This window comes from Amycolatopsis sp. NPDC104863, assembly GCF_055582965.1.
Genome location: NZ_JBVJOW010000001.1, coordinates 620,720 through 645,751 on the forward strand (window position 1 = coordinate 620,720; position 25,032 = coordinate 645,751).

Annotated in this window: 23 protein-coding genes; 9 read left to right on the top strand and 14 right to left on the bottom strand. The window is 72.4% G+C overall.

Annotated elements, in window-relative coordinates; genetic code table 11:
* Positions 1-150: 150 nt before the first annotated feature.
* The 3 genes from ACZ63J_RS02940 to ACZ63J_RS02950 form a co-directional block, all read right to left on the bottom strand.
* Positions 151-1,362 carry an MFS transporter gene (locus ACZ63J_RS02940; RefSeq protein WP_465408736.1) on the bottom strand — a complete coding sequence of 404 codons (1,212 nt, stop codon included), beginning with the start codon at positions 1,360-1,362 and terminating at the stop codon, positions 151-153.
* Between the two features lie 54 nt (positions 1,363-1,416).
* Entirely contained in the window at positions 1,417-3,456 is a 2,040-nt protein-coding gene (locus tag ACZ63J_RS02945) for a golvesin C-terminal-like domain-containing protein (RefSeq protein WP_465408735.1), read from the bottom strand.
* 88 nt (positions 3,457-3,544) lie between these two features.
* Complete coding sequence (locus ACZ63J_RS02950) at positions 3,545-4,540, bottom strand: LacI family DNA-binding transcriptional regulator (protein ID WP_465408733.1); 996 nt, start codon at positions 4,538-4,540, stop codon at positions 3,545-3,547.
* Positions 4,541-4,652: 112 nt separating this feature from the next.
* Between ACZ63J_RS02950 and ACZ63J_RS02955 the strand changes: the two genes are divergently transcribed.
* Genes ACZ63J_RS02955 through ACZ63J_RS02965 form a run of 3 tightly spaced genes read left to right on the top strand, consistent with a single transcriptional unit; the run spans position 4,653 to position 7,020 of the window.
* Positions 4,653-5,189: an NADPH-dependent FMN reductase gene (locus ACZ63J_RS02955; RefSeq protein ID WP_465312223.1), complete on the top strand. Its 537-nt coding sequence runs from the start codon at positions 4,653-4,655 to the stop codon at positions 5,187-5,189.
* A gap of 11 nt (positions 5,190-5,200) precedes the next feature.
* Positions 5,201-6,178 (top strand): ATP-binding cassette domain-containing protein, encoded by a 978-nt coding sequence (locus ACZ63J_RS02960; protein WP_465408731.1) that lies wholly within the window; start codon positions 5,201-5,203, stop codon positions 6,176-6,178.
* Positions 6,175-7,020, top strand: coding sequence for an ABC transporter permease (locus ACZ63J_RS02965; RefSeq protein ID WP_465408729.1), 846 nt, complete (start codon positions 6,175-6,177; stop codon positions 7,018-7,020). The genes ACZ63J_RS02960 and ACZ63J_RS02965 overlap by 4 nt, the downstream gene beginning before the upstream one ends.
* 520 nt (positions 7,021-7,540) lie before the next feature.
* Here ACZ63J_RS02965 and ACZ63J_RS02970 read toward each other — a convergent pair.
* Positions 7,541-10,615: an ATP-binding protein gene (locus ACZ63J_RS02970; RefSeq protein ID WP_465408727.1), complete on the bottom strand. Its 3,075-nt coding sequence runs from the start codon at positions 10,613-10,615 to the stop codon at positions 7,541-7,543.
* Positions 10,616-10,726: 111 nt separating this feature from the next.
* Between ACZ63J_RS02970 and ACZ63J_RS02975 the strand changes: the two genes are divergently transcribed.
* Both ACZ63J_RS02975 and ACZ63J_RS02980 read left to right on the top strand, forming a co-directional pair.
* Entirely contained in the window at positions 10,727-12,388 is a 1,662-nt protein-coding gene (locus ACZ63J_RS02975) for a peptide-N4-asparagine amidase (protein ID WP_465408725.1), read from the top strand.
* Between the two features lie 53 nt (positions 12,389-12,441).
* The gene (locus ACZ63J_RS02980) at positions 12,442-13,719 is read left to right on the top strand and encodes a cytochrome P450 (RefSeq protein WP_465408723.1); all 1,278 of its coding nucleotides are present in this window, start codon (positions 12,442-12,444) and stop codon (positions 13,717-13,719) included.
* A 3-nt stretch (positions 13,720-13,722) separates the two neighbouring features.
* Here the strand turns inward: ACZ63J_RS02980 and ACZ63J_RS02985 are convergent, their stop codons facing one another.
* The 3 genes from ACZ63J_RS02985 to ACZ63J_RS02995 form a co-directional block, all read right to left on the bottom strand.
* Positions 13,723-14,679 (bottom strand): DUF1152 domain-containing protein, encoded by a 957-nt coding sequence (locus tag ACZ63J_RS02985; protein ID WP_465408721.1) that lies wholly within the window; start codon positions 14,677-14,679, stop codon positions 13,723-13,725.
* A 281-nt stretch (positions 14,680-14,960) separates the two neighbouring features.
* Entirely contained in the window at positions 14,961-15,587 is a 627-nt protein-coding gene (locus ACZ63J_RS02990; RefSeq protein WP_395922712.1) for an alpha-ketoglutarate-dependent dioxygenase AlkB, read from the bottom strand.
* Between the two features lie 37 nt (positions 15,588-15,624).
* Positions 15,625-16,200 (bottom strand): dihydrofolate reductase family protein, encoded by a 576-nt coding sequence (locus tag ACZ63J_RS02995; protein ID WP_465408719.1) that lies wholly within the window; start codon positions 16,198-16,200, stop codon positions 15,625-15,627.
* A 240-nt stretch (positions 16,201-16,440) separates the two neighbouring features.
* Here ACZ63J_RS02995 and ACZ63J_RS03000 point away from each other — a divergent pair, with 240 nt between their 5' ends.
* A complete protein-coding gene (locus tag ACZ63J_RS03000; protein ID WP_465339469.1) occupies positions 16,441-17,019 on the top strand; it encodes a hypothetical protein in 579 nt (192 codons plus the stop codon).
* 23 nt (positions 17,020-17,042) lie between these two features.
* Here ACZ63J_RS03000 and ACZ63J_RS03005 read toward each other — a convergent pair whose 3' ends face one another.
* Genes ACZ63J_RS03005 through ACZ63J_RS03015 form a run of 3 tightly spaced genes read right to left on the bottom strand, consistent with a single transcriptional unit; the run spans position 17,043 to position 18,977 of the window.
* Positions 17,043-17,630 (bottom strand): cadmium resistance transporter, encoded by a 588-nt coding sequence (locus ACZ63J_RS03005; protein WP_465408717.1) that lies wholly within the window; start codon positions 17,628-17,630, stop codon positions 17,043-17,045.
* Positions 17,627-18,568, bottom strand: coding sequence for an RluA family pseudouridine synthase (locus ACZ63J_RS03010; RefSeq protein ID WP_465408715.1), 942 nt, complete (start codon positions 18,566-18,568; stop codon positions 17,627-17,629). Before ACZ63J_RS03010 ends, ACZ63J_RS03005 begins: the two co-directional genes overlap by 4 nt.
* A gap of 16 nt (positions 18,569-18,584) precedes the next feature.
* Entirely contained in the window at positions 18,585-18,977 is a 393-nt protein-coding gene (locus ACZ63J_RS03015) for a DUF5313 domain-containing protein (RefSeq protein WP_465408714.1), read from the bottom strand.
* Positions 18,978-19,047: 70 nt separating this feature from the next.
* Here ACZ63J_RS03015 and ACZ63J_RS03020 point away from each other — a divergent pair, with 70 nt between their 5' ends.
* On the top strand, positions 19,048-19,485 hold the full coding sequence (locus tag ACZ63J_RS03020) for a MarR family winged helix-turn-helix transcriptional regulator (protein WP_465312210.1): 438 nt from the start codon (positions 19,048-19,050) through the stop codon (positions 19,483-19,485).
* A 60-nt stretch (positions 19,486-19,545) separates the two neighbouring features.
* Positions 19,546-20,427: a TIGR03854 family LLM class F420-dependent oxidoreductase gene (locus tag ACZ63J_RS03025; RefSeq protein ID WP_465408712.1), complete on the top strand. Its 882-nt coding sequence runs from the start codon at positions 19,546-19,548 to the stop codon at positions 20,425-20,427.
* 5 nt (positions 20,428-20,432) lie between these two features.
* On the opposite strand, the gene ACZ63J_RS03030 is transcribed toward ACZ63J_RS03025, so the two are convergent.
* On the bottom strand, positions 20,433-21,950 hold the full coding sequence (locus tag ACZ63J_RS03030; protein WP_465408710.1) for an MDR family MFS transporter: 1,518 nt from the start codon (positions 21,948-21,950) through the stop codon (positions 20,433-20,435).
* A gap of 125 nt (positions 21,951-22,075) precedes the next feature.
* On the opposite strand from ACZ63J_RS03030, the gene ACZ63J_RS03035 reads away from it, so the two are divergent.
* Positions 22,076-23,236 carry a DUF1015 family protein gene (locus ACZ63J_RS03035; protein WP_465408708.1) on the top strand — a complete coding sequence of 387 codons (1,161 nt, stop codon included), beginning with the start codon at positions 22,076-22,078 and terminating at the stop codon, positions 23,234-23,236.
* On the opposite strand, the gene ACZ63J_RS03040 is transcribed toward ACZ63J_RS03035, so the two are convergent.
* From ACZ63J_RS03040 to ACZ63J_RS03050, 3 genes are read right to left on the bottom strand one after another with little or no spacing between them, the layout of a single operon-like run.
* Positions 23,193-23,549, bottom strand: a complete 357-nt coding sequence (locus ACZ63J_RS03040) for a hypothetical protein (RefSeq protein ID WP_465408706.1) — start codon at positions 23,547-23,549, stop codon at positions 23,193-23,195. The genes ACZ63J_RS03035 and ACZ63J_RS03040 overlap by 44 nt on opposite strands.
* A 21-nt stretch (positions 23,550-23,570) precedes the next feature.
* Positions 23,571-24,494 (bottom strand): prenyltransferase/squalene oxidase repeat-containing protein, encoded by a 924-nt coding sequence (locus ACZ63J_RS03045; RefSeq protein ID WP_465439290.1) that lies wholly within the window; start codon positions 24,492-24,494, stop codon positions 23,571-23,573.
* On the bottom strand, positions 24,494-25,000 hold the full coding sequence (locus ACZ63J_RS03050; RefSeq protein WP_465339411.1) for a DinB family protein: 507 nt from the start codon (positions 24,998-25,000) through the stop codon (positions 24,494-24,496). Before ACZ63J_RS03050 ends, ACZ63J_RS03045 begins: the two co-directional genes overlap by 1 nt.
* Positions 25,001-25,032: the final 32 nt, after the last annotated feature.

Genomic DNA, 25,032 nt, shown 5'->3' on the forward strand with positions numbered 1-25,032 from the left:
TCCCCTCTTCGCACCGAGACTTGTCCCGGTCGGGTACTTTGCCGTTGTGGGGGGGGCCTCCCCCTCCCCCCCCCCCCCCCCTCCCCCCCCCCCCCCCCCCCCGCCCGGCATCAAAGGGGCCTTTCCGAGACAGGGGAGGGCCCCCGTGTGTCAGCTCGCGGTCTCGGCTGTCGCTAGTTCCGTGCGGCGGAACGCTTCCGGCGACAGCTGGATCCACACCAGGACCGCGCTCACCGCCTGGATCGCCGCCACCACCAGCCAGACGCCGCGCAGGCTCCAGTGCGCCGCGACCAGGCCGCCGGTCAACGCGCCCAGCGGGGTCAGGCCCCAGGCCAGCGCGCGGTGGCTGGTCAGCACCCGGCCCAGCAACGGCGTCGGCGTGAAGCGCTGGCGGCTCGACTGGGAGCAGACGTTCCAGACCAGCACCGTCGAGGTCAGGAACACCAGCACCACCCCGATCAGCGGCGGCCACGGCGGCAGCACGGCCAGCAGCAGCGGCGCCACCACCCCGAGGCTCTGCGCCCACCGCATCGACCACGAGTACCCGAGCCGGTCGACGATCTTCTGCACCACGAACGACGACGCCACCCAGCCGACCGCCAGGCAGGCCAGCAGCAGCCCGTAACCCACCGAGCCGACGTGCAGGATCTGCGTCGCGTACAGCACGAACATCGAGTTCCCGGCGCTGGCGGCGAACGACCCCAGCGCGACGTTCATCGTGATCGACCGCAGCAGCGGCGTCCGGACCAGGTGCCTGAGCCCGGCCGAGAGGTCCTTCAGCGGGTGGGTGCGCGCGGCCACCACGGACGCCGACGGGATGCGCCGCGTCAGGAGCAGGGCGAGCAGCGCGCAGGCCGCCGCGAGCCACGCGGGAGCCCCCGCGGTGACGGCGACCAGGAAGCCGGTCAGCGGCGGCACGACGAACTGCACGACACCCCGGTCGATCACCGTGAGGCGCGCGTTGGCGTGGGCGAGACGGTCCGGCTCGACGAGCTCGGGCACGAGCGCGCCGCTGGCGCCGTCCCCGAGCACCTGCGCCGAGGTGACCACGAACGCGACGACCAGCAGCACGGGCAGGCTGAGCACCCCGGCCGAGGCGACGGCGCCCAGCACCAGCGCCGCCCCGACCTGCACGGCGTAGGCCCAGGCGAGCACCGCCGTCCGCCGCACGCGGTCGATGAGCACCCCGGCGAACAGCGACAGCAGCAGCCACGGCGCCTGCCCGGCGACGTTGACCAGCGAGATCTCCCGCGGGTCGGTGGTGACCGACACCGCGAGCAGCGGGATCGCGGCCAGCATCAGGCCTTCGGCGGAGGAACCGGACACCGCGACGGCCTGCAGCCGCACCCATCTGCTCGTCACGCCCGCATCCCCATGATCGGCAGGATCTCACAGGCCGCCAACCGATTTAGCCGGTCATTGGCGGATCAGCCGGATGGCGTCCGCGATGACAAAGCCGTCGGCGTCGTCGCTCTGCGACACCGTGGTCCCCGCCGCGAGCCCGCCGGTCAGCCGGAACGTGCCCAGCGAGACCCACTGCCCGCTGCGGACGTCGGCGGCGCCGGTGACACGCTGGTCGACGCGGACCAGGCTGGTGCCCGTGGCGTGCTTGACGTAGTAGGGCGCGTTCGACGCCCGGTTCGGGTCCGCGGTGTAGCTGGCCTGGATCTGGTAGAGGCCGTCGTCGGGGACGACGAGCCGGAACCGCACGACGTTGTCGCCCGCGCCCGCGGCGTGGGTCTTGTACCCGCTGCCCCAGTAGCCCGCGACGCCGGTCGCCGCGTTCCAGGTGCCGGCCCACTCGGTGTAGCCGAGGTCGTCGGTGTCGACCAGGACCTCGTTGCGCACGTCGGCCGCGCCGCGCGCGGTGACGAGGTTCAGCTCGTCGAACGAGAGGGTCGTGCCGCCGCCCCGGCCCGCTCCGGCGAGCCGGAACCGGACGACGCTGCGCCCGGCCGGCAGGGTGAGCGTGCCGAGGTGGGCGACGTCGTAGCCGTCCTCCCGCTCGCGGGTCAGGTCGAGGAAGGCCTGCCGGGGCCGGGTCCCGTTCACCGTCACCTCGACCAGGCCGCCGTCGGCCGGCCGGTAGTGGCGCAGCAGGAGGTCATACGACCCGGCGCGCGGCACGTCGACGGCGTACTCGGCGAAGTCGCCCACCGCCTTCGGGATCCAGACCGACCGCTTCCCGCTGCGGGCGACCGCGTCGCTGACGGTCGTGAGGGTGCCCGCCGACACCGTGGCCGCGGCGTCGAGCGCGGTCCGGCTTTCGGTGTAGCCGGGCCCGGCCGCCAGGCTGTCCCGGCCCGAGGTGAGCCAGTCCAGGTCGAACCGCGCGACCACGACCCGGCGGGGGTAGCTCGCGACGTCGCCGTCGCGGCCGTAGACGAGCACTATCGTCCCGTCGGACAGCCGGGCGATGTCGGAGTAGTAGGACCGCGCCGTGGTGATGACGCGGCTGTAGCGGAACGAATGGCCTTCGTCGTAGCTCACCGACACGGTCATGTTCCGGCGCACCGGGGCGTCCGGCCGGCTGAACAGCAGCCGGTCGACCTCACCGCTGCCCGGCCCGCCGGTGTAGCGGACCAGCCCGGCGTCGCAGGCGTTGAACTTGCCGGTCGCGCCGTCCAGCTTCGGGTTCGACCAGGTGAGCCCCCGGTCGCCGCTCACCGCGACGATCCGGTGGCGGCTGCCGCCTGCCGCGTCCCGGCCGTTGACGAGGACCGTGCCGTCGCGGCGCTGCACCAGGCGCGCCTCGTTGATCTGGAAGTCGGGCGACACCGGGATCTCGCCGCCCGCGTGCCAGGTGTCGCCGTGGTCGTCGCTGTAGATCACCGAGACCCCGCGCAGGATCGGGCTGCCGCCGCGGCGGTGGATGACGTTGAGCAGCAGCCGCCCGTCGGCCAGCTGGATGCCGTGGCCCGGGCCGGGCCCGTGCGAGGTCCAGGCGTAGGCGGAGCCGTCGAAGAGCCCGGGCAGCGTGCGCGGCGCCGACCAGGTCGCGCCGCCGTCGGTGCTGGAAAGGTAGTAGAGCGGGCTGTTCGCGGGGGAGAACCCGTAGAACAGGAACACCTTGCCGGTCCGGCGGTCGACGACGAAGGTGGGGTTGGCCCAGCCGTCGTCACCCACCGACTCGACGAGGGTCCGCGACGTCTGCCAGGTGGCCCCACGGTCGACACTGCGCCGCAGCAGCAGCGAGCGCCACCCGGAGTCCGACGTCGCGCTCTTGCGCCCTTCGGTGGCCACCAGGATCGTGTCGTCGGGCAGCACGGCCAGGCCGTGCACGTGGTAACAGGCGAGCGGGCCCACTTCGGCGTCCCACAGGGTCGTCTCGGTGAAGGACCCCGCGGCCGCGGCCCGTCCCGGGAGGGCGCCGGCGACGGCGGCGCCGAGGACCGCGCCGGTCAGGCCGAGCACGAAGGTGCGTCGGCGGATCGAGGGGAGGTCGTGTGCGGTCATCACCAAGTCCTTGTCGCTCGGCCGGGTTGCCGGCGACGAGTCTGGACGCGCGCCGTACACACGACGTACAAAGAACGTCCACAAAGGACTAGCGGCGCACCCGGGTCGACTCGCGGACGACCAGCTCGGGGGTGAACACCACGGCCTGGTGCTCGGCCTTCGTGTCCGCCGTCTCGGCCAGCAGCAGCTCCGCCGCCGTGCGGCCGAGGCGCTTCGCCGGCTGGCGGACCGAGGTCAGGGGAACCGCCGCCGCGCCCGCGAACTCGATGTCGTCGTACCCGACGATCGCCATCTCGTCCGGGACCCGGACACCGGCGCCGACCATCGCCTGCAGCACGCCGAGCGCCAGCAGGTCGTTCGCGCAGAACACCGCCGTCGGCCGGGGGCTCGTGCCCAGCAGGCGGGCGCCCGCGTCGCGCCCCGAGGAGACGTCGAGGCCGATCGCCTCCAGCACCGTCAGCTCGGCCGTCGAGCCGGAAAGCGCGCTGCGGACGCCCTGTTCGCGGTCGCGGCACTGCGCGAGGATCGCGGGCCCGTTGACAAACGCGATCCGGTGGTGGCCGGTCTCCAGCAGGTGCCGGGCCGCCAGCGAGCCGCCCGCGACGTCGTCGACCGACACCGAGCTGGCCTCCGACGCCGGCGCCTTGCGGTCGACCAGGACGTACGGCGTGCCGCTGCGGCGGAACGCGTGCAGGGCCTCGCCGGTGGTCGCGACCGGGCTCAGCAGCACCCCGCGGACCCGCTGCTCGGCGAACATCGCGAGGTAGGACGCCTCGAGGTCGGAGCGCTGGCTGCTGTTCGCCGTGATGACGTTGAGGCCCTCGGCGTGTGCGGCCTGCTCGGCGCCGCGCGCGACGTCGACGAAGAACGGGTTGCCGAGGTCGAGCACGAGCAGGCCCATGATCCGGCTGCGGCCCGCGCGCAGCTGGCGGGCGGACTCGTCGCGGACGTAGCCGAGCTCCTCGATGACCGAGAGCACGCGGTTGCGGGTGGCCGCGGCGACCACGTGCGGCCGGTTGACCACATTGGACACCGTGCCGATCGAGACGCCGGCCCGCTTGGCGACGTCCTTGATGCCGACCAAAGCACCCCCTCGCAGAGAAGGCGTGAGCCTATCACGCGCGGTGAAACGTTTCAGCCAGATTCGATCTGGCGGCGCGTCTCGCGCCTTCCCCATGAGACGAGGGGAGGACGGCATGGACGACGCGCTGCGGGTGACGGTGCTCGTCGGCAGCACCCGCGAAGGCCGGGCCGGCGGGCGCGTCGGCCGGTGGTTCACGGCCGCGGCCGCCGCCCGGCCGGGGCTCGCGCTCGACCCCCTCGACCTCGCCGACGCCGGCCTCCCGGCGGGCTACCCGGCGGCGCCGACCCCGGCGCTGAGCCGGTTCCGGGAGCGCATCGCCCGGGCGGAGGCGTACGTCGTCGTCACCCCCGAGTACAACCGCAGCTTCCCCGGGCCGCTCAAGCAGGCGATCGACTTCGCCTACGACGAATGGCACGCGAAGCCGGTCGGTTTTGTCTCCTACGGCTACCGCGCCCGCGGCCGCCACGCCGTCGAGCAGCTGCGGGAGGTCTTCCTGGAGCTGCACACGGTGACGATGCGCGACGCGGTCGCCCTCGACCTGCTCGCCCCGGCGTTCGACGACGAGTGCGTGACCGCGCTGCTCGACGAGCTCACCTGGTGGGGGCTCGCGCTGCGCGACGCCCGCCGGACCCGCCCCTACTGCGCGTGAAAGGACCGCAGATGAACGCACCCGCGATCGAAACCTCCGGACTGGTCAAGGTTTTCGGCGACACCCGGGCGGTCGACGGTGTCGACCTCGTGGTGCCCGCCGGCACCGTCTACGGCGTCCTCGGGCCCAACGGCGCCGGCAAGACCACGACCGTCCGGATGCTCGCCACCCTGCTCCGCCCGGACGGCGGTGAAGCCACGGTCTTCGGCCACGACGTCGTCCGCGACGCCGACGCCGTCCGCAGCCGGGTCAGCCTCACCGGGCAGTACGCGTCGGTGGACGAAGACCTGACCGGCAGCGAAAACCTGGTGCTGCTGGGCCGCCTGCTCGGCCACCCCCGGGCCGCGGCGCGCGACCGGGCGGCGCAGCTGCTCGCCGCGTTCGGCCTCACCGAAGCCGCGGCGAAGCAGGTGAAGCAGTACTCGGGCGGGATGCGGCGGCGCATCGACATCGCCGCGAGCATCCTGCACACCCCGGACCTGCTGTTCCTCGACGAGCCCACGACCGGGCTGGATCCCCGCAGCCGCAACCAGGTCTGGGACATCGTCCGCGCGATCGTCGCGCAGGGCACCACCGTCCTGCTCACCACGCAGTACCTCGACGAGGCCGACCAGCTGGCGTCCCGGATCGCGGTGATCGACCACGGCCGCGTGATCGCCGAAGGCACCAAGGGCGAGCTGAAGGCGTCGGTCGGCGCGGGCGCGATCCACCTGCGGCTGCGGGACGCGGCCCAGCGCGAGGCCGCTTCGGACGTGCTGGGCCGGGTGGTCGACGCGGCGATCCAGCACGAACCCGACCCGGTCGCGCTGACCGCCCGCCTCACCGCGGCGGCCGGCGAGGCGGCCGCCGCCGAGCAGTCCGCCCGCGCGCTGGCCGAGCTGGCCGCCGCCGGGATCACCGTCGACACGTTCTCACTCGGCCAGCCCAGCCTCGACGAGGTGTTCCTGGCCCTGACCGACCACACCGCGAGCGGAGAGGAAGCAGCGTGAGCGCCACCGCAGTCAAGGAGACCGAACTCGCCGCGCCGAAGGCCGAGGACCTGGCCGCGGTGCTCGTCGCGACCCACCGCCCACCCCGCCCGGGCCCGCTCTCGACGTCGTTCACGTTCGGCTGGCGGGCGGTGCTGAAGATCAAGCACGTGCCCGAGCAGCTGTTCGACGTGACGGCGTTCCCGATCATGATGACGCTGATGTTCACCTACCTCTTCGGCGGCGCGCTGGCCGGTTCGCCGGGGGAGTACCTGCAGTTCTTCCTGCCCGGCATCCTCGCGAGCAGCGTCGTGATGATCACGATGTACACGGGGATAGCGGTCAACACCGACATCGAGAAGGGCGTGTTCGACCGCTTCCGCACTCTGCCGATCTGGCGCCCGTCGGCCATGGTCGGCTACCTGCTGGGCGACGTGCTGCGGTACTTGATCGCCTCGGTGGTGATCATGCTGGTCGGGCTGGTCCTGGGCTTCCGCCCGGGCGGCGGGTTCCTCGGCGTGGCCGCGGGCGTGGCGCTGCTGATGGTGTTCTCGTTCGCGTTCTCGTGGGTGTGGACGATGTTCGGGTTGCTGCTGCGCTCGGAGAAGTCGGTGATGGGGGTCAGCATGATGGTGATCTTCCCGCTGACGTTCCTGTCCAACATCTACGTGAGCCCGACAACGATGCCCGGCTGGCTGCGGGTGTTCGTGGAGGTGAACCCGATCTCGCACCTGGTGACGGGGGTGCGCTCGATGATGGCGGGAGCGTGGGACGTGCCGGCGGTGCTGATCACGCTGGGGGCGTCGGTGCTGCTGGTCGCGGTGTTCGGCACGTTGACCATGCGGCTCTACAACCGCAAGTGATGCCGTTTCGTTGACGAGCTGTTGTGGCTTGGCGGGTGAGCAGAGTGTCTTGCCGCTCGTAGGTCATGGCCGCCCAAGGACCGAAGCGGTGCAGCGATTCCCAGCCGCTTGCGCAACGTGGGCGCGACCACCCGGTGAGGATGAGGCACGGGCGGTCCGTCCCGGGCGGAGGAGTGCGAAGGCGCGCGCCGGATCCACGCGCGACGCTTCCGCCGCTTCGGTCGGGACTGTTCTGGCGGCATCAACCTCGGCGGCGACGCAGTTCCGCCTTCGGGCGTTATGCCGCAGGTGCAGGCCGAAGCCCGAGGCCAAGGCGCGCCACAAGCAACGGGAACAGTTCGTTCGCCGGTGCCCACATTTCGGCGCGCGCCAGCGTCGGCTTGGCCGATGGGTCGCCCGGCAGGTCTCGTCTGCGGATTTCGTCACGCCACCACTCCGCCGGGGTGCGGATCGTCGGCAGCAGAGGCCTGCAGCAGCAGGTCATGGTCATGGCGACCGGGTCGCCCGCCGCACCAAACCGTTACAGCCGCCAGCGGGTCTCCGGCTCCGGCGCATACCTACACGACGCCCCAGTCGTCACCGCGGCCTTGAGATGCTCCGCCAGCTCCGGATGCAGCTCCGTCAGCTTGCGCAACGTGTCGCGGATCCGAGCCGTCACAGCCTTCCGGGCCCGCTCGGCCTCGTCGCCCAGGCGGCGGGTTCGGCCGCCGAGGCCTGCTGCCGTGCGTAGCTCCTGCAACAGGGCCTCGCGCTCGCGGTCCAGGGCTGCCGCTCGGGTGTCGTCGCCGCGGTCGGTGGCCTGGTCGATCTGTGAGTCCAGGTCATCGAGTCTGCGGCGGTACGCGGCCTTCGCCGCCTCGTCCAGGACCGGGTCGCCGCCGAGGCTGCGGGACGCCACCGCCGCTTCGCCGCCTTCCGGGGACAGCAAACGGACCGCCGGCACCTCCGAACCCGGACGGCTCAAGAGAATCTGCAGGTCCCGCAAGCCCTTCGTATCCGGCACCCGCACCTCACGACCCGCGAACCGCAGCGTCCACACCTCGTCGATCCGGCGGAACTCGTTGTCCGGCAGGGGAACCCGCGCCGGCACCGCGGCCGCCAGGTGCGGCATCTCCAGCTCCGCCGCCTCGGCCCGGACCGCCGCCGTCAGCGCCGAAGCCCGTTCCGCATCGCCCGGGGCGCCGCGGGTGGCCAGCACCGAAGCGAGCCGGCTGCGGATCTCCGCCGCCCAGGGGCGCATGCGCATCCGGTCCGCCGACGCGGCCGCCGCCGTCAGGTGCTCGACCGCCGCGTCCCGGCGGCCGAGCGCCGCCTCCAGGAGACCCGCCCACAGGTCGACCGGGCCGCTGATCTCGCAGCCGTACAACGCCACCAGCCACTCGCCGGAGTACGGCGTCAGCTCGCCGAGGAGCCGTTCGCACGCCTCGCGGTCGCCCGTCAGCGCGGCCACCTGTGCCTGGCACCGCAGCCACATCGGCGCGAACTCGCGCGAGAACGGCCCCGTCACCTCACGGGCCGCGGCCGTGTCGCCCCGCTGGGCCGCGGCCAGCGCCGCCAGCAGCTCCGGGTGCGGGTGGTCGCCGGCCGCCAGGCGCGCCACGTGGGCCGCGACGTCGTCGAACCGGCCCTGCAACAGCAGGAAGCTCCAGCGCACCTGGTCTACCATGTACCCGAACTCGTGGCCGAACGCCGTCTCCACCTGCGCCAGGTCCGCGTGCGCCTCGGCGAACCGGCCACGCAGCGCGCGGATGATGCTGCGGTCGAGCAGGCCCGCGAACTCGGCCCCGCGCAGGCCGCTCCCGGCGGTCAGCGCCTGGAACGCCCGGTACTGCTCGAGGTACCGCGGATCACCCTGCTCCAGCAACGCGACCCACTTCAGCGACGACGCGAAGTACTCGTTCTCGCGATCGCCGGTCCGCCGGGCCAGCACGGCCAGCTCGTCGGTCAGCCGCTCCCGCTCCCGCGCGGTGCCCGGCCCCCAGATCAGGTCGTGGCGCGCCCACAGCGTGAACGACAGCTCCTGGTCGTCGTGCCCGTCCCGCGCCAGCACCGCGGCCCGCGCGGTGAGCTCCAGCGTGACGCGGTCGAGCGACAGCGGCTCGGCAGGCTTCCCCGCGAGCCGCTCGTGCGCCGTCAGCAGCAGCTCCGACGTCAGCGCGAGCCGTGGCCCGCTCGGGCCGGTGCGCGAGAGCGTGAGCGCGGCCCGGGCGAGCAGCGCGTCGTCGTCGAGCTCGCGCACCAGCTCGACGGCCTCGTCGAACGACTGCCACGCTTGCTCTTCCTCACCCCAGCGGCTGAGCATCGTGCCGAGGTCGAGCGCGATCACGACCCGCTGCCGCGGCGCGACCGCCCGCTCCAGCGCCCGCCGGTAGTGGCCGATCGACTCGTCGCTCGCCAGCCGCGCGCTCGCGTCACGCGCCGCGGCCACCAGCAGGTCGGCCGCCCGGCCGGGCTCGACCTCCTCGCCCGCGAGGTAGGCGTGGCGGGCGCGGTCGGCCGCGAACACCAGCGGCACCAGCTCGGGTGACGCGTCGAGCGCGCGGACCACCGCGGCGTGTCTTCGCCGGACCTCGGCCGGCTCCAGCTCGGCGTACCGCGACTCCCGCACCAGGTCGTGCGCGAAGGCGAACCGGCCGTCGCCGAGCGTGGTCACCAGCCGCGCCGCGGCCGCGCGGGCCAGCAGCTGGTCGATCTCCGGCGCCGGCGTCGCGGTCAGCGCGGCGAGGATCCGCCGGTGGAACTCCCGGCCGAGCACCGCGGCGTCGGTCAGCAGCCGGGTGACCGGCGCCGGCAGCAGGGAAAGCCGCCGCTGCAACGCGTCCCGCACCCCGGGCGCGACGGCCGACACCGGGCTGCCGCTGTGCCACAGCCGCGCGGTCTGCTCGACGAAGAACGGGTTGCCGCCGGTCCGCAGGTGCACCTCGGCGGCCAGCGCGGGGTCCGGCTCGGCGCCCGCGGTGCGGCTCATCAGCTCGGCCACCTCGGCCGGCGCCAGCCCGGTCAGCGTCACCGTGGTCGCCTTCGCCACCAGCGGCAGGACGAGCTCGCGCAACGGGTGCCCGGGCGCGTCGACCTCGACGTCGCGGTAGGCGCCGACGAGCAGCAGCCGCTCGAACCACGTGTGCCGCGCCGCGAACTCCAGTAGCCGCAGCGACGCCGCGTCGGCCCAGTGCAGGTCGTCGAGCACCACGACGACCGGGCGGTCGTGCGCGGCGGCGGCCAGCGCGGTCGTGACGGCGTCGTGCAGCCGGAAGCCGTCCTCGGCCGGCGCGCCCGCCGACTCGCCGAGCAGCGCCGACAGCGTCGCGGTGTCGGCTCGCGCCCATTCCTCCTCCGGCAGCTCACGCCGCAGCGCGCGCACGACCTGGACCCACGGCCAGTACCCCGGCGCGCTGTCGGAGTCCCAGCAGGCGCCGGCGAGCACGAGCGCGCCACGCCGGCGCGCGTCGTCGGCCAGCCCGGTGACGAGCGTCGTTTTGCCGATCCCGGCCTCGCCGGTCACCAGGACGAGGCCGCCGTGGCTCCCGACGGCCCGGTCGAGCTCGGCCCGCAGCGCGGCGGCGGGGTGGGCCCGCCCGATGAGCGCGGCTGTCATGTCCGGTTCCTCCCGATTCCGGGGCTGAGCCTCTCACGCTTTCCCGCCGTTCGTCGCACGATTACCGCACTAGGCTGCGCAGCGGTGTGCCTGCCGCTGGGAGGAGTCCGGGTGCGGATCTTCACGATCGTCCTGTCCGTGGTGCTGACGTGGGTGCTCGCCGGGGCGGTCGCCTCGGCCGCGCCCATTGTGGAGGGCAGCACCGACAATCCCGTGACGCCGGCGCCCGCGGTCACCCGGCCGGCCACCCCGCACTGCACCGTCACGCTCGCGGACGCCTTCCGCTCCAACACCGCCGACGGCACCCCGCAGTTCTACGAAGGCACCCTCACCCCGCCGAAGGCCTGCCCGGGCCCGTGGGCGAAGGTCGTCATGGACCAGACGGTGACCGTGAGCGGCCGCCAGTACGACCGGATCGGCGACCTGAAGATCGGCGCCACCGAGGTCTGGTGGGGGACTACCGAGGAGCCCAGCGGCGAGGGCACCCGCCCGATCACCTACCACTTCGACAAGGACCTCACGCCGTACACGGCGCTGCTGCGCACACCGCAGCCCTTCCACGGCGGCATCGAGAACTTCAACTCGCCGATCTACACCGGCGTCTACGCCCAGACCGTGACGCTCACCTACTACCAGGCGGACCGGAAGCACCCGGCGCCCGACACCGCCGACCACGTCGCCGGGTTCGGCCACGCCGACGCGACACCCGCCGCGCCCACCGTGCACTTCACCGCGAAGGACCTGCCGCGCAACATCATCCGCGCCTACCTCGAGGTCACGCTCGAAGGCCATGCCTGTGACGAGCAGTGGTTCGACGACGTCCCCGACGACGTCTCGGCCAAGTACCCGGCCGCGGGACTCTGCGGCAAGGGGCCGTACCGCGAAGCGAACTTCGCGATCGACGGGACGTCCGCCGGGAGCGCGTTCACCTTCCCGCACATCTACTCCGGCGGCATCGTGCCGCAGCTGTGGCGCCCGATCGTCGCGATCGACACCTTCAGCCTGCACACCGAGACCTACGACGTGACGCCGTTCGCCGGCCGCCTGGTCGACGGCGGGACCCACGACCTGTCGTTCACCGTGCCGGACATCGGCGGCGAGTGGACGGTCGTGCCGACGTTGCTGCTCTACACCGACGACCACGCGGCTCGGACGTCCGGCGCGCTGACCCAGCACGACGTCGCCGCCGCGCCCGCGCGCAAGACCGCCGTGAAGGACATCGAAGGCGGCGTGAACGTGACGGTCACGGCGAAGCGCGACGACGTCACGGCGGGCTACGTCGACACCTCCGCCGGACGCGTCTACACGCGGGTCGAACGCACCCGCGACTACCGCAACAGCGACGACGTCACCGGCGGCGGCTTCACCCAGCACGTCGTGCAGGCCGACTCCGGCCAGCAGACGTCGACGTCCACAGTGGACGGCCGGGTGCGCTCCGCCGCCCGGCACACGTGGTCCTACCCGCTCACCACGGACGCGACCGCGAACGTCACCGACGACCAGAACCTGCGCATCTCCGGCTCGGCCGAGATGACGAAGATCCTGGCCGACTTCACCGGCGACGGCCGCGGCTGGCGCCCGGCGCGCGCGTCGCGGGAGTGGCTGAGCGCGTCCGGCGTGCTGGCCCGCACGAACGGCGTCAACACGGAGGCGGACGGCCGGTCGAAGACGCTGTACACCGGCGCGGACGATCTCGGGCGGCCGTACTTCCACTACGTCGCGAGCGAGCACGGGCTGGTCACCGAGAACCGGGAGCTGCCGCCGCGCGGGTGAGCCCGGTCTCGCGTCGCCTCACCCGATCGGGCTAGTGCGGTACTGTCGGAGGCATGGGGAGTCTCCGCTCACGGATCCTGGGCTGGGTCGGTCGCCGGTACCTCGCGCGGCAGTCCAAAAAGGGCTTCGACCTCGAAAAGATGTCGTCCCTCCTGCCCGACTCGGCGCTGCTGCCGCTGAAGCGGGACGGCCTGGACCCGGTCGCGGAGATGGGCACGACCCGGGCCGAGGCGCCGATCAGCAAGCTCGACCTGCCGTTCGGGATGAACGCCTGGTTGGTCACGGGTTACGACGAAGCGAAAGCCGTGCTCGGCAAGGCGAACGGGTTCTCCAGCGACTTCACCAACCTGGTGGGCAACGCCGGGGTGACCGAGGACCAGAACCCGGGCGGCCTCGGCTTCGCGGACCCGCCGGTGCACACCCGGCTGCGGAAGCTGCTCACACCCGAGTTCACCATGCGCCGGCTCGGTCGGCTGACCCCGCGGATCGACGAGATCGTCGCCGAGCAGCTCGACGCCATGGCCAAGGCCGACGGCCCGGTCGACCTGTGGCAGGCCTTCGCGCTGCCGATCCCGTCGCTGACCATCTGCGAACTGCTCGGTGTGTCCTACGAAGACCGCGAAGACTTCCAGCGGCTGAGCACCGCCCGCTTCGACCTCTTCGGCGGCGCGACCGCGTCGTTCGGCGCGATGTCGGAGTCGCTCGCGTACCTGCTCGAGATCGTGAAGAAGCAACGCGAAGAGCCCGGTGACGGCCTGCTCGGCATGCTGATCAAGGAGCACGGCGACGAGATCTCCGACCGCGAGCTGGCCGGCCTCGCCGACGGTGTGCTCACTGGCGGCCTCGAGACCACCGCGAGCATGCTCGCCCTCGGCGCGCTGGTGCTGCTGCGCGACGAAAAGGCGTTCGACGCCGTCCGCGGGGACGAGCAGTCCGTGCACCGGTTCGTCGAGGAGCTGCTGCGGTACCTGACCGTCGTCCAGATGGCGTTCCCGCGGTTCGCCAAGGAGGACATGGAGATCGCGGGGGTGAAGATCTCCGAAGGGGACATCGTGCTGGTGTCGCTGTCGGCCGCGGACCGCGATCCCAAGCTGGGCAAGGACATGGAGAGTTTCGACGCCGCGCGCGAACCGACGTCACACCTCGCGTTCAGCTACGGCATCCACCGCTGCATCGGCGCGGAGCTGGCCCGGATGGAGCTGCGCACGGCGTACCCGGCGCTGGTGCGCCGGTTCCCGAACATGCGGCTCGCCGTGCCGGCGGAAGAGCTTGCGTTCCGCAAGGTGTCCATTGTGTACGGTCTGGACGAGCTGCCGGTCCTCGTCGACTGAGCCTCAGTGCGGGATGGCCCGCCGCGGCCGCCGTTCGACGCGGTCACGGTGCGCCTCGATGACAAGCGCGACTTCGGTGGCGGTGGTCGTCTCCGCGAGCTCGCCGAGGTAGCCGACGCCGGCGGCCAGAAGCGCCAGATCCGCCGTGAAGTAGACGCCCATCAGCGGGTTCACGAACAGCTCACTGCCCGCGGTGCGGCTGGTGAACTGCACGTTCCCGAACTCGCCGCGCAGCGCGGCGGCGATCTGGCCCTGCACGATGCTCGGCCGGTCCGGGGTCGTGCGCTGCGCGTGGGCGACCGCGTCCAGGTAGGCGTGGGCTTCCGGGGATGCGGACGGGATCGACAGCGCGCCCAGGTACCCGCCTTCGCGATCGAGCGCGGCGAGGTTCTCGAGCACGTGGGCGTGGCAGACGCCGTGGAAGGCGTCGATGCCGAAGCCGAGGCTGACGACCAGGCGGTCGACGCCGTCGAGCGCCGCCACCGCGGCGAGGCTGGTCATGTCCTCTTCGGGAGTGCCGAGCCCGGCTTCGTCCCCGCGCAGGAGGATGTCGGTGCCGCCGTCGACGAGCACGACGGCGTCCAGCCCGAGGTGGGTCGCGAGCTCCCGGTAGGCCTCGCGCACCGGCCGGACGCCGACGCGCGGGAAGGCGTGGACGACCGGCTCCCAGCCCTGGGTTTCGAGCCACCGGGCGAGCGTGCGTTCCGGGAAGTACGCGTCGTCACCGGCGCTGCCGGGCCGCACCCGCGCGAGGCCGGGGGAGAGCCAGTCGTCGAGGTCGAGCCGGTTCAGGTCGCTGAAGGCGAGGTTGGCCAGGTGCACCTCTTTGCCCTGCGCGCGCAACGCGCTCGCGAGCGGCAGCCCGGCATAGACGTCGAAACCGCCCCCCGCCCCGGCGATCAGCACCCGCCGCGCGGGCCGCAGGCGGGCGAAGAGCGGAGGTTCGGCGAGAGTGTGCACTTCGCCATCGTACGGAGGCGGCGCCAGTCCTTTTGCGACGCGAGTTCCGCCCGCAGTCACGCGAGTTCCGGCTTCAGTCACGTGAGTTCCGCCTGCGGTCACGCGAGTTCGGGATTCGGTCACGGAGATCCGAGTTCAATCACGCGAGATCCGCCGGCAATCACGCAACATCCGGCTTCGGCCACGCGAGTTCCGCCCGCAATCACGCGAGGTCCGACTCGGTCACGCGAGATCCGCCTGCAAACACGCGAGAGCCGCCCGCAGTCACGCGAGATCCGGATTCAGTTCACCCCGCGCGGCCGGAACTGAACGCTGATCCGCGGCCCGACCGGCTTGGCCGTCTTCGGGATCGAGTGCTCCCACGTGCGCTGGCAGCTGCCGCCCATCACGAGCAGGTCGCCGTGGCCCAGGGGGCGGGCCAGGGTCTTGCCGCCGCCGCCCCGGGGGCGCAGCGCGAGCGTGCGCGCCGCGCCCACGGAGAGGATCGCGATCATGGTGTCCTCGCGGGCGCCCCGGCCGATGCGGTCGCCGTGCCAGGCCACGCTGTCACGGCCGTCGCGGTAGTAGCACAGCCCGGCCGTGCGGAACGGCTCGCGCAGCTCCCGCAGGTAGTGCTTGCTCAACGCGTCCCGCGCCGCCGTCAAGGCGGGGTGGGGGAGCGGCACGTTCTCGCGGTAGTAGCTGAGCAGCCGCGGCACGGCGACCAGGCGGTCGTACATCTTGCGCTTCTCCGCCTGCCACGGCACACCCTCGACCAGCGCCGCGAACAGCTCGTCGGCGCCCTCGAGCCAGCCGGGCTGGATGTCGACCCACGCGCCCGAGCCGAGGTCGGTCCGCTCGGGCGCGAGCGGGCGCAACGAGATCGAGCCCTGAGCGTCGAACAGCGAGGACTGGAGACCCGGGTTCATGGGCTCACCCTACACCAAGATCGAACACCTGTTCTACTCAGTGGACGACGTCGTAGACGAGCTTCTGGATCCCGTTGCCGTAGGACTCGCTGTCGACGACCTTCAGGTTCTGCTTGTCCTTGTCGGTCTCGCTGAACAGCCGCTTGCCCGCGCCGAGCAGGACGGGGAAGACCAGCAGGTGGTACCGGTCGACCAGGCCGGCGTCGGCGAGGGCGCGGTTCAGGGTCGCGCTGCCGTTCACGATGATCGGCCCGCCCTCGGTCTCCTTGAGCGCCGCGACGTCGTCCAATGAGCGGAGGATGGTGGTCTCGCCCCAGTTCGTCACCAGGTCGGAGTCCTGCAGCGTGGTCGACACGACGTACTTCGGCATCGCGTTGTAGCCCGCGAACTCCACCGTCATGCCCGGCCACACCGGCGCGAACGCCTGGTAGCTGACCCGGCCCAGCAGCAGCGCGGTGGCCTCCTCCTGCTCGGTGCCCTTCATCGCGTAGGCGGCCGGGTCGAACTCGATGTCCTTGAAGGTCCAGCCGGAGTTGCGGTAGCCGGGCTCGCCGCCGGGGCCTTCGACAACGCCGTCGAGCGAGACGAACGAGGTGGAGATCAGGGTGCGCATGCGGTGCTCCTCGGGTGATCTTGCGTGCTTTCACCAGTGTGTCGAACGGCGGCCCGCGGATTCGACAACGCCGCGCGGAAAACTTCGGACGGGGTACGGCCGCCGGAAGTGGGTCTTGTCCGCGGCTGCGCGGACTCGTACAGTCAGGCGCACGCCGGACAAAGGTCTGAACCTGTGTCCGGGCACCGCCGCCTCGAGTGACACAGGAGGTCGACGGTGCGCAGACTTCGCGGAGCGGGCGTGCTCACGGCGGTCGCGGCGGCACTGGTGGTGCTCGCCCCGGCGGCGGGCGCCCAGGTCGGGACGGGCCCGTGGGTTTCGGACTCGCCGGGGTTCTCGACGCAGCAGAAAGGGTGCGGCCAGGTCTCCGGGCTCACCTTCAAGCTCACGTGTTCCACGGCGAGCGGCGAGCAGCGCGCGGAACGCCGGTACAACACCTACACCGGCGGGACCCACCAGTTCGAGGGCTCGTTCAAGATCACCAGCATGTCCGGCTCCCGGATCAGTCTCAAGCAGACGTTCCGGGACGGCTCGGGCGCCGGACCGTACTTCCTGCTGGCGGTCGAGAACGGCGGCCGGATGTACGCGGTGGAAGGCGGAGCGACGCTCGGCAGCGGCGCGACGGTCGGCACCTCGGTGCGGGTGAACACGATCAACCAGGTCGGCAGCTCGCACAAGGTGTACATCAACGGCTCGCTGAAGCAGACGATCTCGAGCCCGAGCGGCAGTTACTACGACAAGTTCGGCAGCTACCGCACGGCCAGCGGCGCCGGCCCGATCACGGTGACGTGGAGCGGCGTGAAGTTCTGGCACAAGTAGGAGCTCGCCCTGGTCGAGGGTGGCTACAGCCCGAAAGCGCCGCCCTCGACCAGGATGAGCACGCCGATGCCGACCAGGACGATCGGGAGCAGGACGTGTCCCCAGCGGGACAGGGCCGCCGCGATCACCGGCCGGGTGGCGAAGTAGCGGCCCGCCGCGATCCACACCGCGAGCAGAACCAGGAACACGATCACATACACGGCCATGCCACCGAGGCCGGCGGTGGCGAAAACCGGCACGTAGACGCCGATGTTGTCCCCTCCGTTGGCGAAGGTGACGGCCGCGACCTCGAAGAACTTCGGGCCGCCGCGCCCGGCCGTCCGCTCGTCGCCGGAGTCGCCGCGCCGGCGCCACGCCTGGACGGCGGCCTTGATCCCGAGCGCGAGGGGCAGCAGCCCGAGATAGGGGACAGCGCTCTCGGGCAGGAAGGTGGCCCCGAACGCCGCGGCGACCGTGACCGCGAGGATGGCCGTGAACCCGAGGTACTGGCCGAGCGCGATGGCTCGGGTCGCCCCGGCTCCTTGGGCGAAGAACAGCGCCAGCACGAGGACGTCGTCGATGTTGGTGACGGCGAAGAGCCCGACGGCCTGGCCGAGGACGGCCGGGTTCACGAACTCCGGCCGGCAGTCCAGGCGTCGAGGTCGTCCCAGGCGGACAGGCGCAGCCCGCTGGTGAAGCGGCGGGGGAGCCCGGTCAGCGGGTCGTCGAACGCGAGGACCTTCGCCAGCAGCTGCAGGGGTTTCGTGAAGTCGTCGAGAGGTTTCTCGCGCACTTCCGGGTAGAAGTCGTCGCCGAGGATCGGGACGCCGAGGCCGCTGAGGTGCACCCGCAGCTGGTGCGTCCGGCCGGTCGCGGGCCGCAGCCGGTAGCGGCCCAGCCCGTCGCGGTGCTCCGCGAGCTCGACGTGCGTCTCGGCGTTCGGCGGGCCCGGCACCTCCTGCGCCGCGAGCACGCCGCGCTCCTTGACGATCCGGCTGCGCACGGTCGTGGGCAGCACCAGCGCCGGGTCGTACGGCGCGATCGCCTCGTACTCCTTGTGCACCTTCCGGTCCCGGAACAGCGTCTGGTACTTGCCGCGCAGCTCCGGCGTGATCACGAACATCACGACGCCGGCGGTGACCCGGTCGAGCCGGTGCGCGGGGGACAGGTGCGGGAGGTCGAGCTCGCGCCGCAGCCGCACGAGCGCCGTCTCGAGGATGTGCCGCCCGCGCGGGATCGTCGCCAGGAAGTGCGGCTTGTCGACGACCAGCAGGTGCTCGTCGCGGTGCACGACGTCGAGGGCGAACGGCACCGGGACCTCGTCGGGCAGGTCGCGGTGGAACCAGATGAAGGAGTCCGGCTCGAAGGGCGTGTCGACGCCGAGCGGGCCGTCGGCGCCGTGGATGCGCTCCTCGCGCAGCATCTCTTCGATGCGCTCGGGCGCGACGCGCGGCAGCCGCTCGACGAGGTGCGCGAGCAGGGTCGGCCACTCGCCCTCGGCGGGCATCTTCAGCCGGGCGGGCTCGAGCCCGTGGCGGGGCGGGATCGGCGGCCGGAGCTTGCGTCTCATCGTCCCCCGACTGTAGCTAACCCTCCGGCGACGTCCGGTAGCGCGCGATGTACCGGGCGTTCACCTCGGCGTTGGCCACCGCGGCGGCCTCGGCGCGGACGCGGCGGCCGGTGTGGTGCGGGAAGCCGTGCCGGCCGAGCCGGTGCTCGATGCTCTCCTCCATGTACGCGCACGAGTAGAAGTACGCGACGAGGGACGCCATGACCACCAGCCCCAGGCGCAGCCAGAGCGAGCCGGGTACCAGCAGCCACACCAGGCACAGCGGCGCGATGCCGACCGAGCTGCGCAGGACGTGGCGGGCGCGCCAGTGTTTCGACGTCGCGTCGTGCAGGACCCACTCCGAGTAGCGCTCAGGCAGCCGTACGCCGACCGCGTAGCCGAACCAGCGAAGCACACCAGGTCGTTCCATGAGAGCGACAGTACACTAATACTTAGTGCACTAATCATTAGTGCGACGAGTGACACGGTAGGATCGGGGCATGATCGACCTGGGTGAGGACCCGCTGAAGCTCGACCGTCAGGTGTGTTTTGCCCTGTCCGTCGCTTCGCGCAGCGTGATCGCGATCTACCGGCCGCTGCTGGAGCCGCACGGGCTCACCCATCCGCAGTACCTGGTGATGCTTGCGCTGTGGGAGCGGTCGCCGCGGTCGGTGAAGGACCTCGGCGCGTCGCTGAGGCACGAGCCGGCGACGCTGTCCCCGCTGCTCAAGCGGCTGGAGGCGCTGGGCTACGTCACGCGTGCCCGGAGCCGTGAAGACGAGCGTCAGCTGACTGTCGAGCTGACCGCGAAGGGACGCGCGCTGCGGGCCGAAGCGGAGAAGATCCCGTACAAAGTCGTCGAAAAGCTCGGGATGGAGCTCAGTGAGCTGGAGGACCTGCACGCGGCGCTGGGGCGCGTCATCGCGGCGACGGCCTGAGCGGCGGAATGCCTGGGCTCGCCGAGCGTTGGTGATGGACATCGACTCCTTGGGGGCAGTGTGCTGAAGATCAGGTTGGGCGTCGCACCAGCGACGGGGACCGGGCCCGCGGAGTTCGCCGGGCTGGCGCGGCGGCTGGAGGAGGCCGGCGTGGACTCGCTGTGGCTGTCCGAGCTGGTCTACTCGCCGGAGGTCGACCCGATGATCGGGATGGCCCACGCGCTGGCGACGACGGAGAACCTCAAGGTCGGCACCGGCGTCGCGATCCTGCCCGGCCGGCACCCGGTGCTGGTCGCCAAGCAGCTCCTGACGCTGGCCGGCCTCGCGCCGAAGCGGGTGCTGCCGGTGTTCGGGCTCCGCCCGGCCCACCCGGCCGAGCACGCCCTGTTCCCGGTGCCGGACGGCCGGCGCGCCGAGGTGTTCGACGAGTCCCTGACCCTCCTGCGGCTGCTGCTGGAGAAGGAAGAGGTCTCGTTCGACGGCGAGTTCTTCCAGGTGTCCGGTGTCCGCCTAGGCCCGCGCCCGCAGAAGCGCCTGGACGTCTGGCTGGGCGGAACGGCCCCGGCGGCCCTGCGCCGCGCCGGCCGTCTCGCGGACGGCTGGCTCGGCAGCTTCCACACACCGTCCCAGGCCCGCGACGCGCGGATCGCCATCCAGACGGCCGCGGCGGAGGCGGGCCGCGAGATCGAGGAGGACCACTTCGGGCTCAGCCTGGCGGTGGTGGACAAGGGCATACCGGCCGAGCTGGCGGCGGTGGCGGCCCGCCGCAGCCCGGGCGCGCGGGTGGAGGACCTGGTGGCAACAAGCTGGCCCGAAGCCCGGCGGCTGGTGGAGCAGCACATCGAGGCGGGCCTGTCGAAGTTCGTGATCCGGCCGGGGCACGGGGACTTCGAGGGGTTCCTGGAGAACTTCCAGGCGGAGCTGCTGCCGCTGCAGAACTAGGACGCTCAGAACTCCAGCTGTTCCGTCTTCCGCGGCATCAGCAGCAGAGCCACCACGGAAAGCACGGCCACAGCGGCCAACCCGACGAACACGTAGTGCGTCGCATCTGCCAGCGCGCCGCGCACGAACACCGCCACCGGCGAATTGTCCGTGTGCCCGCTCAACACCAGACTCGTCGCGTCCACGGACGGCGGCAGGTGGCCCGCCACCTCGGCCGGCGGTGACGCGAAGCGCGAAGCCAGCGTCGCGTTCGCGATCGCGCCGAAGACGGCCGCACCCACCGCGCTGCCCAAGGACCGGCTGAACAGGTTCGTGCCCGTCACCACGCCGCGGCGGTCCCAGCCGACCACCGACTGGACCGCCACCAGCGTCGGGCTCGAGGACAGCCCGAGGCCGACACCCAGGACGAACGCCGCCAGCGCCGCCGACCAGATCGACGAACGCGCGTCCAGCATCGCCACCAGGACGCCGCCCGCGATGATGAACGCGCTGCCGATCAGGGCCGTGTCGCGGAAGCCGATGCGCAGGTAGATCTTGCCCGCCAGGGACGCCGACAGCGGCCAGCCGACCGTCAGCGCGGCCACCGCGAAGCCCGCCACCAGCGCGCCCGCGCCGAGGACTCCTTGCGCATACGTCGGCAGGTACGACGTCAGCCCCATCAGAACCGCGCCCACCACCACCGCGACCAGGTTGCCGCCCACCAGGACCCGGCGGGTGAACACCCACAGCGGCAGCACCGGCTCGACCGCGTGCTTCTCCACGAAGACGAACCCGACGAGCAGCGCCGCGCCCGCGACGAAGATCGCGACGCTCGGCAGCGACCCCCAGCCCCACGCGACGCCGCCTTCGAGCAGGCCCAGGATCACCAGCGAGCAGCCGGCGGTGAGCAGCCCTGCGCCCAGGTAGTCGACCTTGTGGGGCTTGCGCTCGACCCGCTCGGCGAAGTTCCGGAGCAGCATCAGCACGGCGATCGCGCCCAGCGGCAGGTTGATGAAGAAGATCCAGCGCCAGTCCAGGTATTCGGCGAACACCCCGCCGAGCGTCGGGCCGACCACCGACGCGATGCCCCACACGCTCGCGACGTACCCCTGCACCCGGGCGCGTTCCTCGACCGTGTACAGGTCCCCGATCACGGTCATCGACATCGGCTGGATCGCGCCCGCCCCGATGCCCTGCACGGCGCGCGCCGCGATCAGCACCGGCATGCTCCACGCGGCGCCGCACAGCACCGAGCCGACGAGGAACGCCGCGATGCCGAAGAACATCACCGGACGGCGGCCGAGCACGTCGGCGAACTTGCCGTAGAGCGGCACCGTCACGGCCTGGGTGAGCAGGTAGATCGAGAACAGCCACGGGAACTGCGAAAACCCGCCGAGGTCGCGGACCACCGAGGGCACGGCGGTCGCGATGATCGTGCTGTCCAGCGCGACCAGCGCGGTGCTGAGCATGACCGCGATCAGCACGGGGCCGCGTTCGGACCGGAAGCCGACCCCCTTCACGCTGGTGGCGGCGGGTGTCGTCATCGGCGGTGCGCTCCTCGGGACGGTCATGACCGGGGTCAACTACTTTGCAGTCCTAAGCATTCCACCGGCCGACGCCGCACCCCAGCGAATTTCGGTCACAGTCGTCTTCGCGGAAGATGGATCGGATGAGCAACTGGATCCGGCCGATCGGCCAGGGCTGGGTGGTCCGCGACACCGTGCCCGGCCCCGACGTCGACGAGTTCGCCGAGCCCGACCGCGTGGTCGCCGCCCTCGCCGCGCCCGGCGCCGCGGACAGCCTGCTGGCGGTGCAGCACCCGGCCCGCACCCCCGCGGCGCTGGCGCGCGGGCTCGGCCTGGCCGAGGCGGTCCCGGTCGCCCGCGCGGTGCTCGAACGGCTCCGCAAGCGGTACTACCGGCCGGTGCGCGAGTTCGTCGCGCCCTACCGGATCGACGGGCCCGACGGCGTCGCGCTCGGCCTGCTCTGTCTGGTCGACCCGGCCGCGGTGACCGACGACGGCGCCGCGCGGGTCCGGCACACCGAGGACGTCTACCCGGACGTCGTCGCCGAGCGGGCCGCCGTGCTGGCCGGGCTCGGCTGCGCGACCAGCGCCGCGCTGCTGGTCCCCGCGGCCGGCGGCGAGCGGCTGACCGACGAGGTCGACCGGGCGTTCGCCGGGCTCGGCCTGCCCGATCTGTCCACTTCGGACGCGGCCGGGCGGCGGCACGAGCTGTGGGTGGTGCCCGCGGGGCCGCTGCAGGAACGGCTGCTGGCCGCGGTCGCCGGCGCCGACCTGCTGGTGGCCGACGGCAACCACCGCGTGGCCGCGGCCACGGCGGCCGGGCACGGCGCGCTGCTCGCCCTGGTCACCGCCGGCCCGCGGCTGCGGATCGGCGCGATCCACCGCGTCCTCACCGGCACCGGCCTCGGCCCGGAGGAGCTGGTGTCGCGCTGGTGCGAGGCCGGCCTGGACGTCCGCTACGACGAGCACGCGGTCCCGGTCCCCGGCGAGGTCGTGGTGCGGGCGGGCCCGGCGGTGCTGCGGATCCCGCTGCCGTCGCTGGCGGGCCCGCAGCCGGTGATCGACCACGAGGTCGTCGAGCGGGTCCTGTTCGCCGAGGCGCTCGGGCTGGATCCGGACGGGCCGTGCGTGCGCCCGCTGCCCGCCGGCCGCCCGGTGCCGCCGGACGCGGACGCGGTGGTCCAGCTCGCGCCGGTGCGCTACGCCGACGTCCTCGCGGTGCACGCGGCGGGCCGCCGGATGCCGCGGAAAGCCACGTACTTCACGCCGAAACCGCGCAGCGGCTTGGTGCTGGCGGCGCTTTAGCCGGTGCCGGGCGAGCCGCCGAGACAACGCGGACGAGCTTTTCGGACAGCCACATGTCGTCGACGGCCGGCGCCGCACGCTCGTGGTGCCGCAGGTCGATCGCCGCGCGCTCGGCCGCCTGTGCGCTGGTCAGGAACCGTTCGAAGAGGCGGACGCGCTCGAGCCGCCGTGCTTCGACGCGGGCGGACTCCTGGCGCCGGCTCTCCAGCCGCTCGTTCGAGCGCAGGGTCAGCCGCTGCGTCGCGAACGACAGCACGCCGCCGACTACAACACCCGCGAGAGGACCCACCACGGAGACCGCGTCGAAAGCCACGGGGACTTCGTAGCACAGCCGCTAGGCCGCGTCCCACCAGTTCAGGACCCGGGTGGCGAACAGCGTCAGCCACTTCGACGGCTCGCCGGCGGGGACGTCGACGTCGAACCACACGCGGCCGGGGTCGGCGGCGGCCTGCAGCCAGGTGCCGTCCGGTTGCCGGGCCGTGCGGACCAGCTCGACCGCCTCCGCCAGCCGCGGGTCGGGCCGGTCCGCGGCGCGGAAGTAGCCGGCCGCGTTCAGCGCGGTGAACCGCCAGCGGATCGGCGACGAGAACGCGCCCACGTCCGCCACGACCGGCTCGCCCGTCGAGAGCCGCCGCAGGAGCCGTCGCTCCAGCAGGTACTCCTCACCCGCCAGCCGGGCGGCCCGGGTGGCGGGCGAGCCGCCGGTGGCCGATTCCCAGGCGAGGAGGCCTTTGAGGGAGTTCAGAGTCGAGTGGACCGAGGACCGCGTCGAGCCCTCGACCCACTCGCAGTTCCAGCCGCCGTCGGGCAGGCGGTGCTCGACGAACCACTCGGCGATGCCCTCGACGTCCGCGCCGAGCCAGAGCCCGTTCATCAGGGTCCACGCGTTGATGCAGCAGTCGACCTCGCCGCCCCAGTACGGCAGGTCGTCGTACTCCCAGCGGCTGTGCTCGGCCAGCCGAGCAGCCGTGTCGCCCAGCACCGACGCGTCGAGACCCCACTCACGCAGGGAGTTGAGCGACCAGGTCGTGGCCGTCCAGGGCTGGGGCTCGTCCCCGCGGAAGCCCGCCGGGAAGAACGCGCCGCCCGCCCACTGGCCGTCGGGATCCTGGTGCGCCAGCAGCCGGGCGCCGAAGCCTTCCGAGGCCACTCGCGCGCGGGTCGCCTCCCAGACCGGCGGCGGCTCGCCCAGCAGGTCGCGCTCGACCTGCCAGCGCAGGGCCGGGTCGGAGTCGCGCAGCCAGGCGAGCACGTCCATCAGGCCCCCGTGACGCCGTCGATGGCCTCGCGGAGGAAGTCGGCGTGGCCGTTGTGCCGCGCGTACTCGTGGATCATGTGCAGCATCACCAGCCGCAGCGAGACGTCCTCGCCCCAGCGCGGCTGGTAGCCGGTGACGTCCAGCGACTCGGCCGACTCCTCGATCTTGCGCGACTGCTCGACCTCGGTCTGCCACGCCTCGAACGCCTCCGCGCGCGTCGACGAGCTCGCGTCGTAGGCGGCCTGGAAGTCCCCTTCGGGTGACCACCGCAGGGGGACGTCCTCGGCGTTGATCACCCGCCGGAACCAGGTGCGCTCGACCTCGGCCATGTGCCGCACGAGACCCAGCAGCGAAAGGGTCGAGGGCGGGCTGGACGCGCGGCGCAGGTCCTCGTCGGACAGTCCGTCGCACTTCATGGCGAGGGTGGCGCGGTGGAAGTCGAGGAACGTGCGCAGCATTTCGCGCTCGCCCCCGACCAGCGGCGGTTCGGGGCGTTCGGTGGTCACGGAAGAGTGTGTATCACGCCCGGAAATGTCGG

Bases quoted from the DNA above. Each gene is read 5' to 3' on its own strand.
- ACZ63J_RS02945 (WP_465408735.1), bottom strand. From the start codon at position 3,456: ATGACCGCACACGACCTCCCCTCGATCCGCCGACGCACCTTCGTGCTC.
- ACZ63J_RS02955 (WP_465312223.1), top strand. From the start codon at position 4,653: ATGGACGACGCGCTGCGGGTGACGGTGCTCGTCGGCAGCACCCGCGAA.
- ACZ63J_RS02960 (WP_465408731.1), top strand. From the start codon at position 5,201: ATGAACGCACCCGCGATCGAAACCTCCGGACTGGTCAAGGTTTTCGGC.
- ACZ63J_RS02970 (WP_465408727.1), bottom strand. From the start codon at position 10,615: ATGACAGCCGCGCTCATCGGGCGGGCCCACCCCGCCGCCGCGCTGCGG.
- ACZ63J_RS02980 (WP_465408723.1), top strand. From the start codon at position 12,442: ATGGGGAGTCTCCGCTCACGGATCCTGGGCTGGGTCGGTCGCCGGTAC.
- ACZ63J_RS02990 (WP_395922712.1), bottom strand. From the start codon at position 15,587: ATGAACCCGGGTCTCCAGTCCTCGCTGTTCGACGCTCAGGGCTCGATC.
- ACZ63J_RS02995 (WP_465408719.1), bottom strand. From the start codon at position 16,200: ATGCGCACCCTGATCTCCACCTCGTTCGTCTCGCTCGACGGCGTTGTC.
- ACZ63J_RS03010 (WP_465408715.1), bottom strand. From the start codon at position 18,568: ATGAGACGCAAGCTCCGGCCGCCGATCCCGCCCCGCCACGGGCTCGAG.
- ACZ63J_RS03015 (WP_465408714.1), bottom strand. From the start codon at position 18,977: ATGGAACGACCTGGTGTGCTTCGCTGGTTCGGCTACGCGGTCGGCGTA.
- ACZ63J_RS03020 (WP_465312210.1), top strand. From the start codon at position 19,048: ATGATCGACCTGGGTGAGGACCCGCTGAAGCTCGACCGTCAGGTGTGT.
- ACZ63J_RS03030 (WP_465408710.1), bottom strand. From the start codon at position 21,950: ATGACGACACCCGCCGCCACCAGCGTGAAGGGGGTCGGCTTCCGGTCC.
- ACZ63J_RS03035 (WP_465408708.1), top strand. From the start codon at position 22,076: ATGAGCAACTGGATCCGGCCGATCGGCCAGGGCTGGGTGGTCCGCGAC.
- ACZ63J_RS03045 (WP_465439290.1), bottom strand. From the start codon at position 24,494: ATGGACGTGCTCGCCTGGCTGCGCGACTCCGACCCGGCCCTGCGCTGG.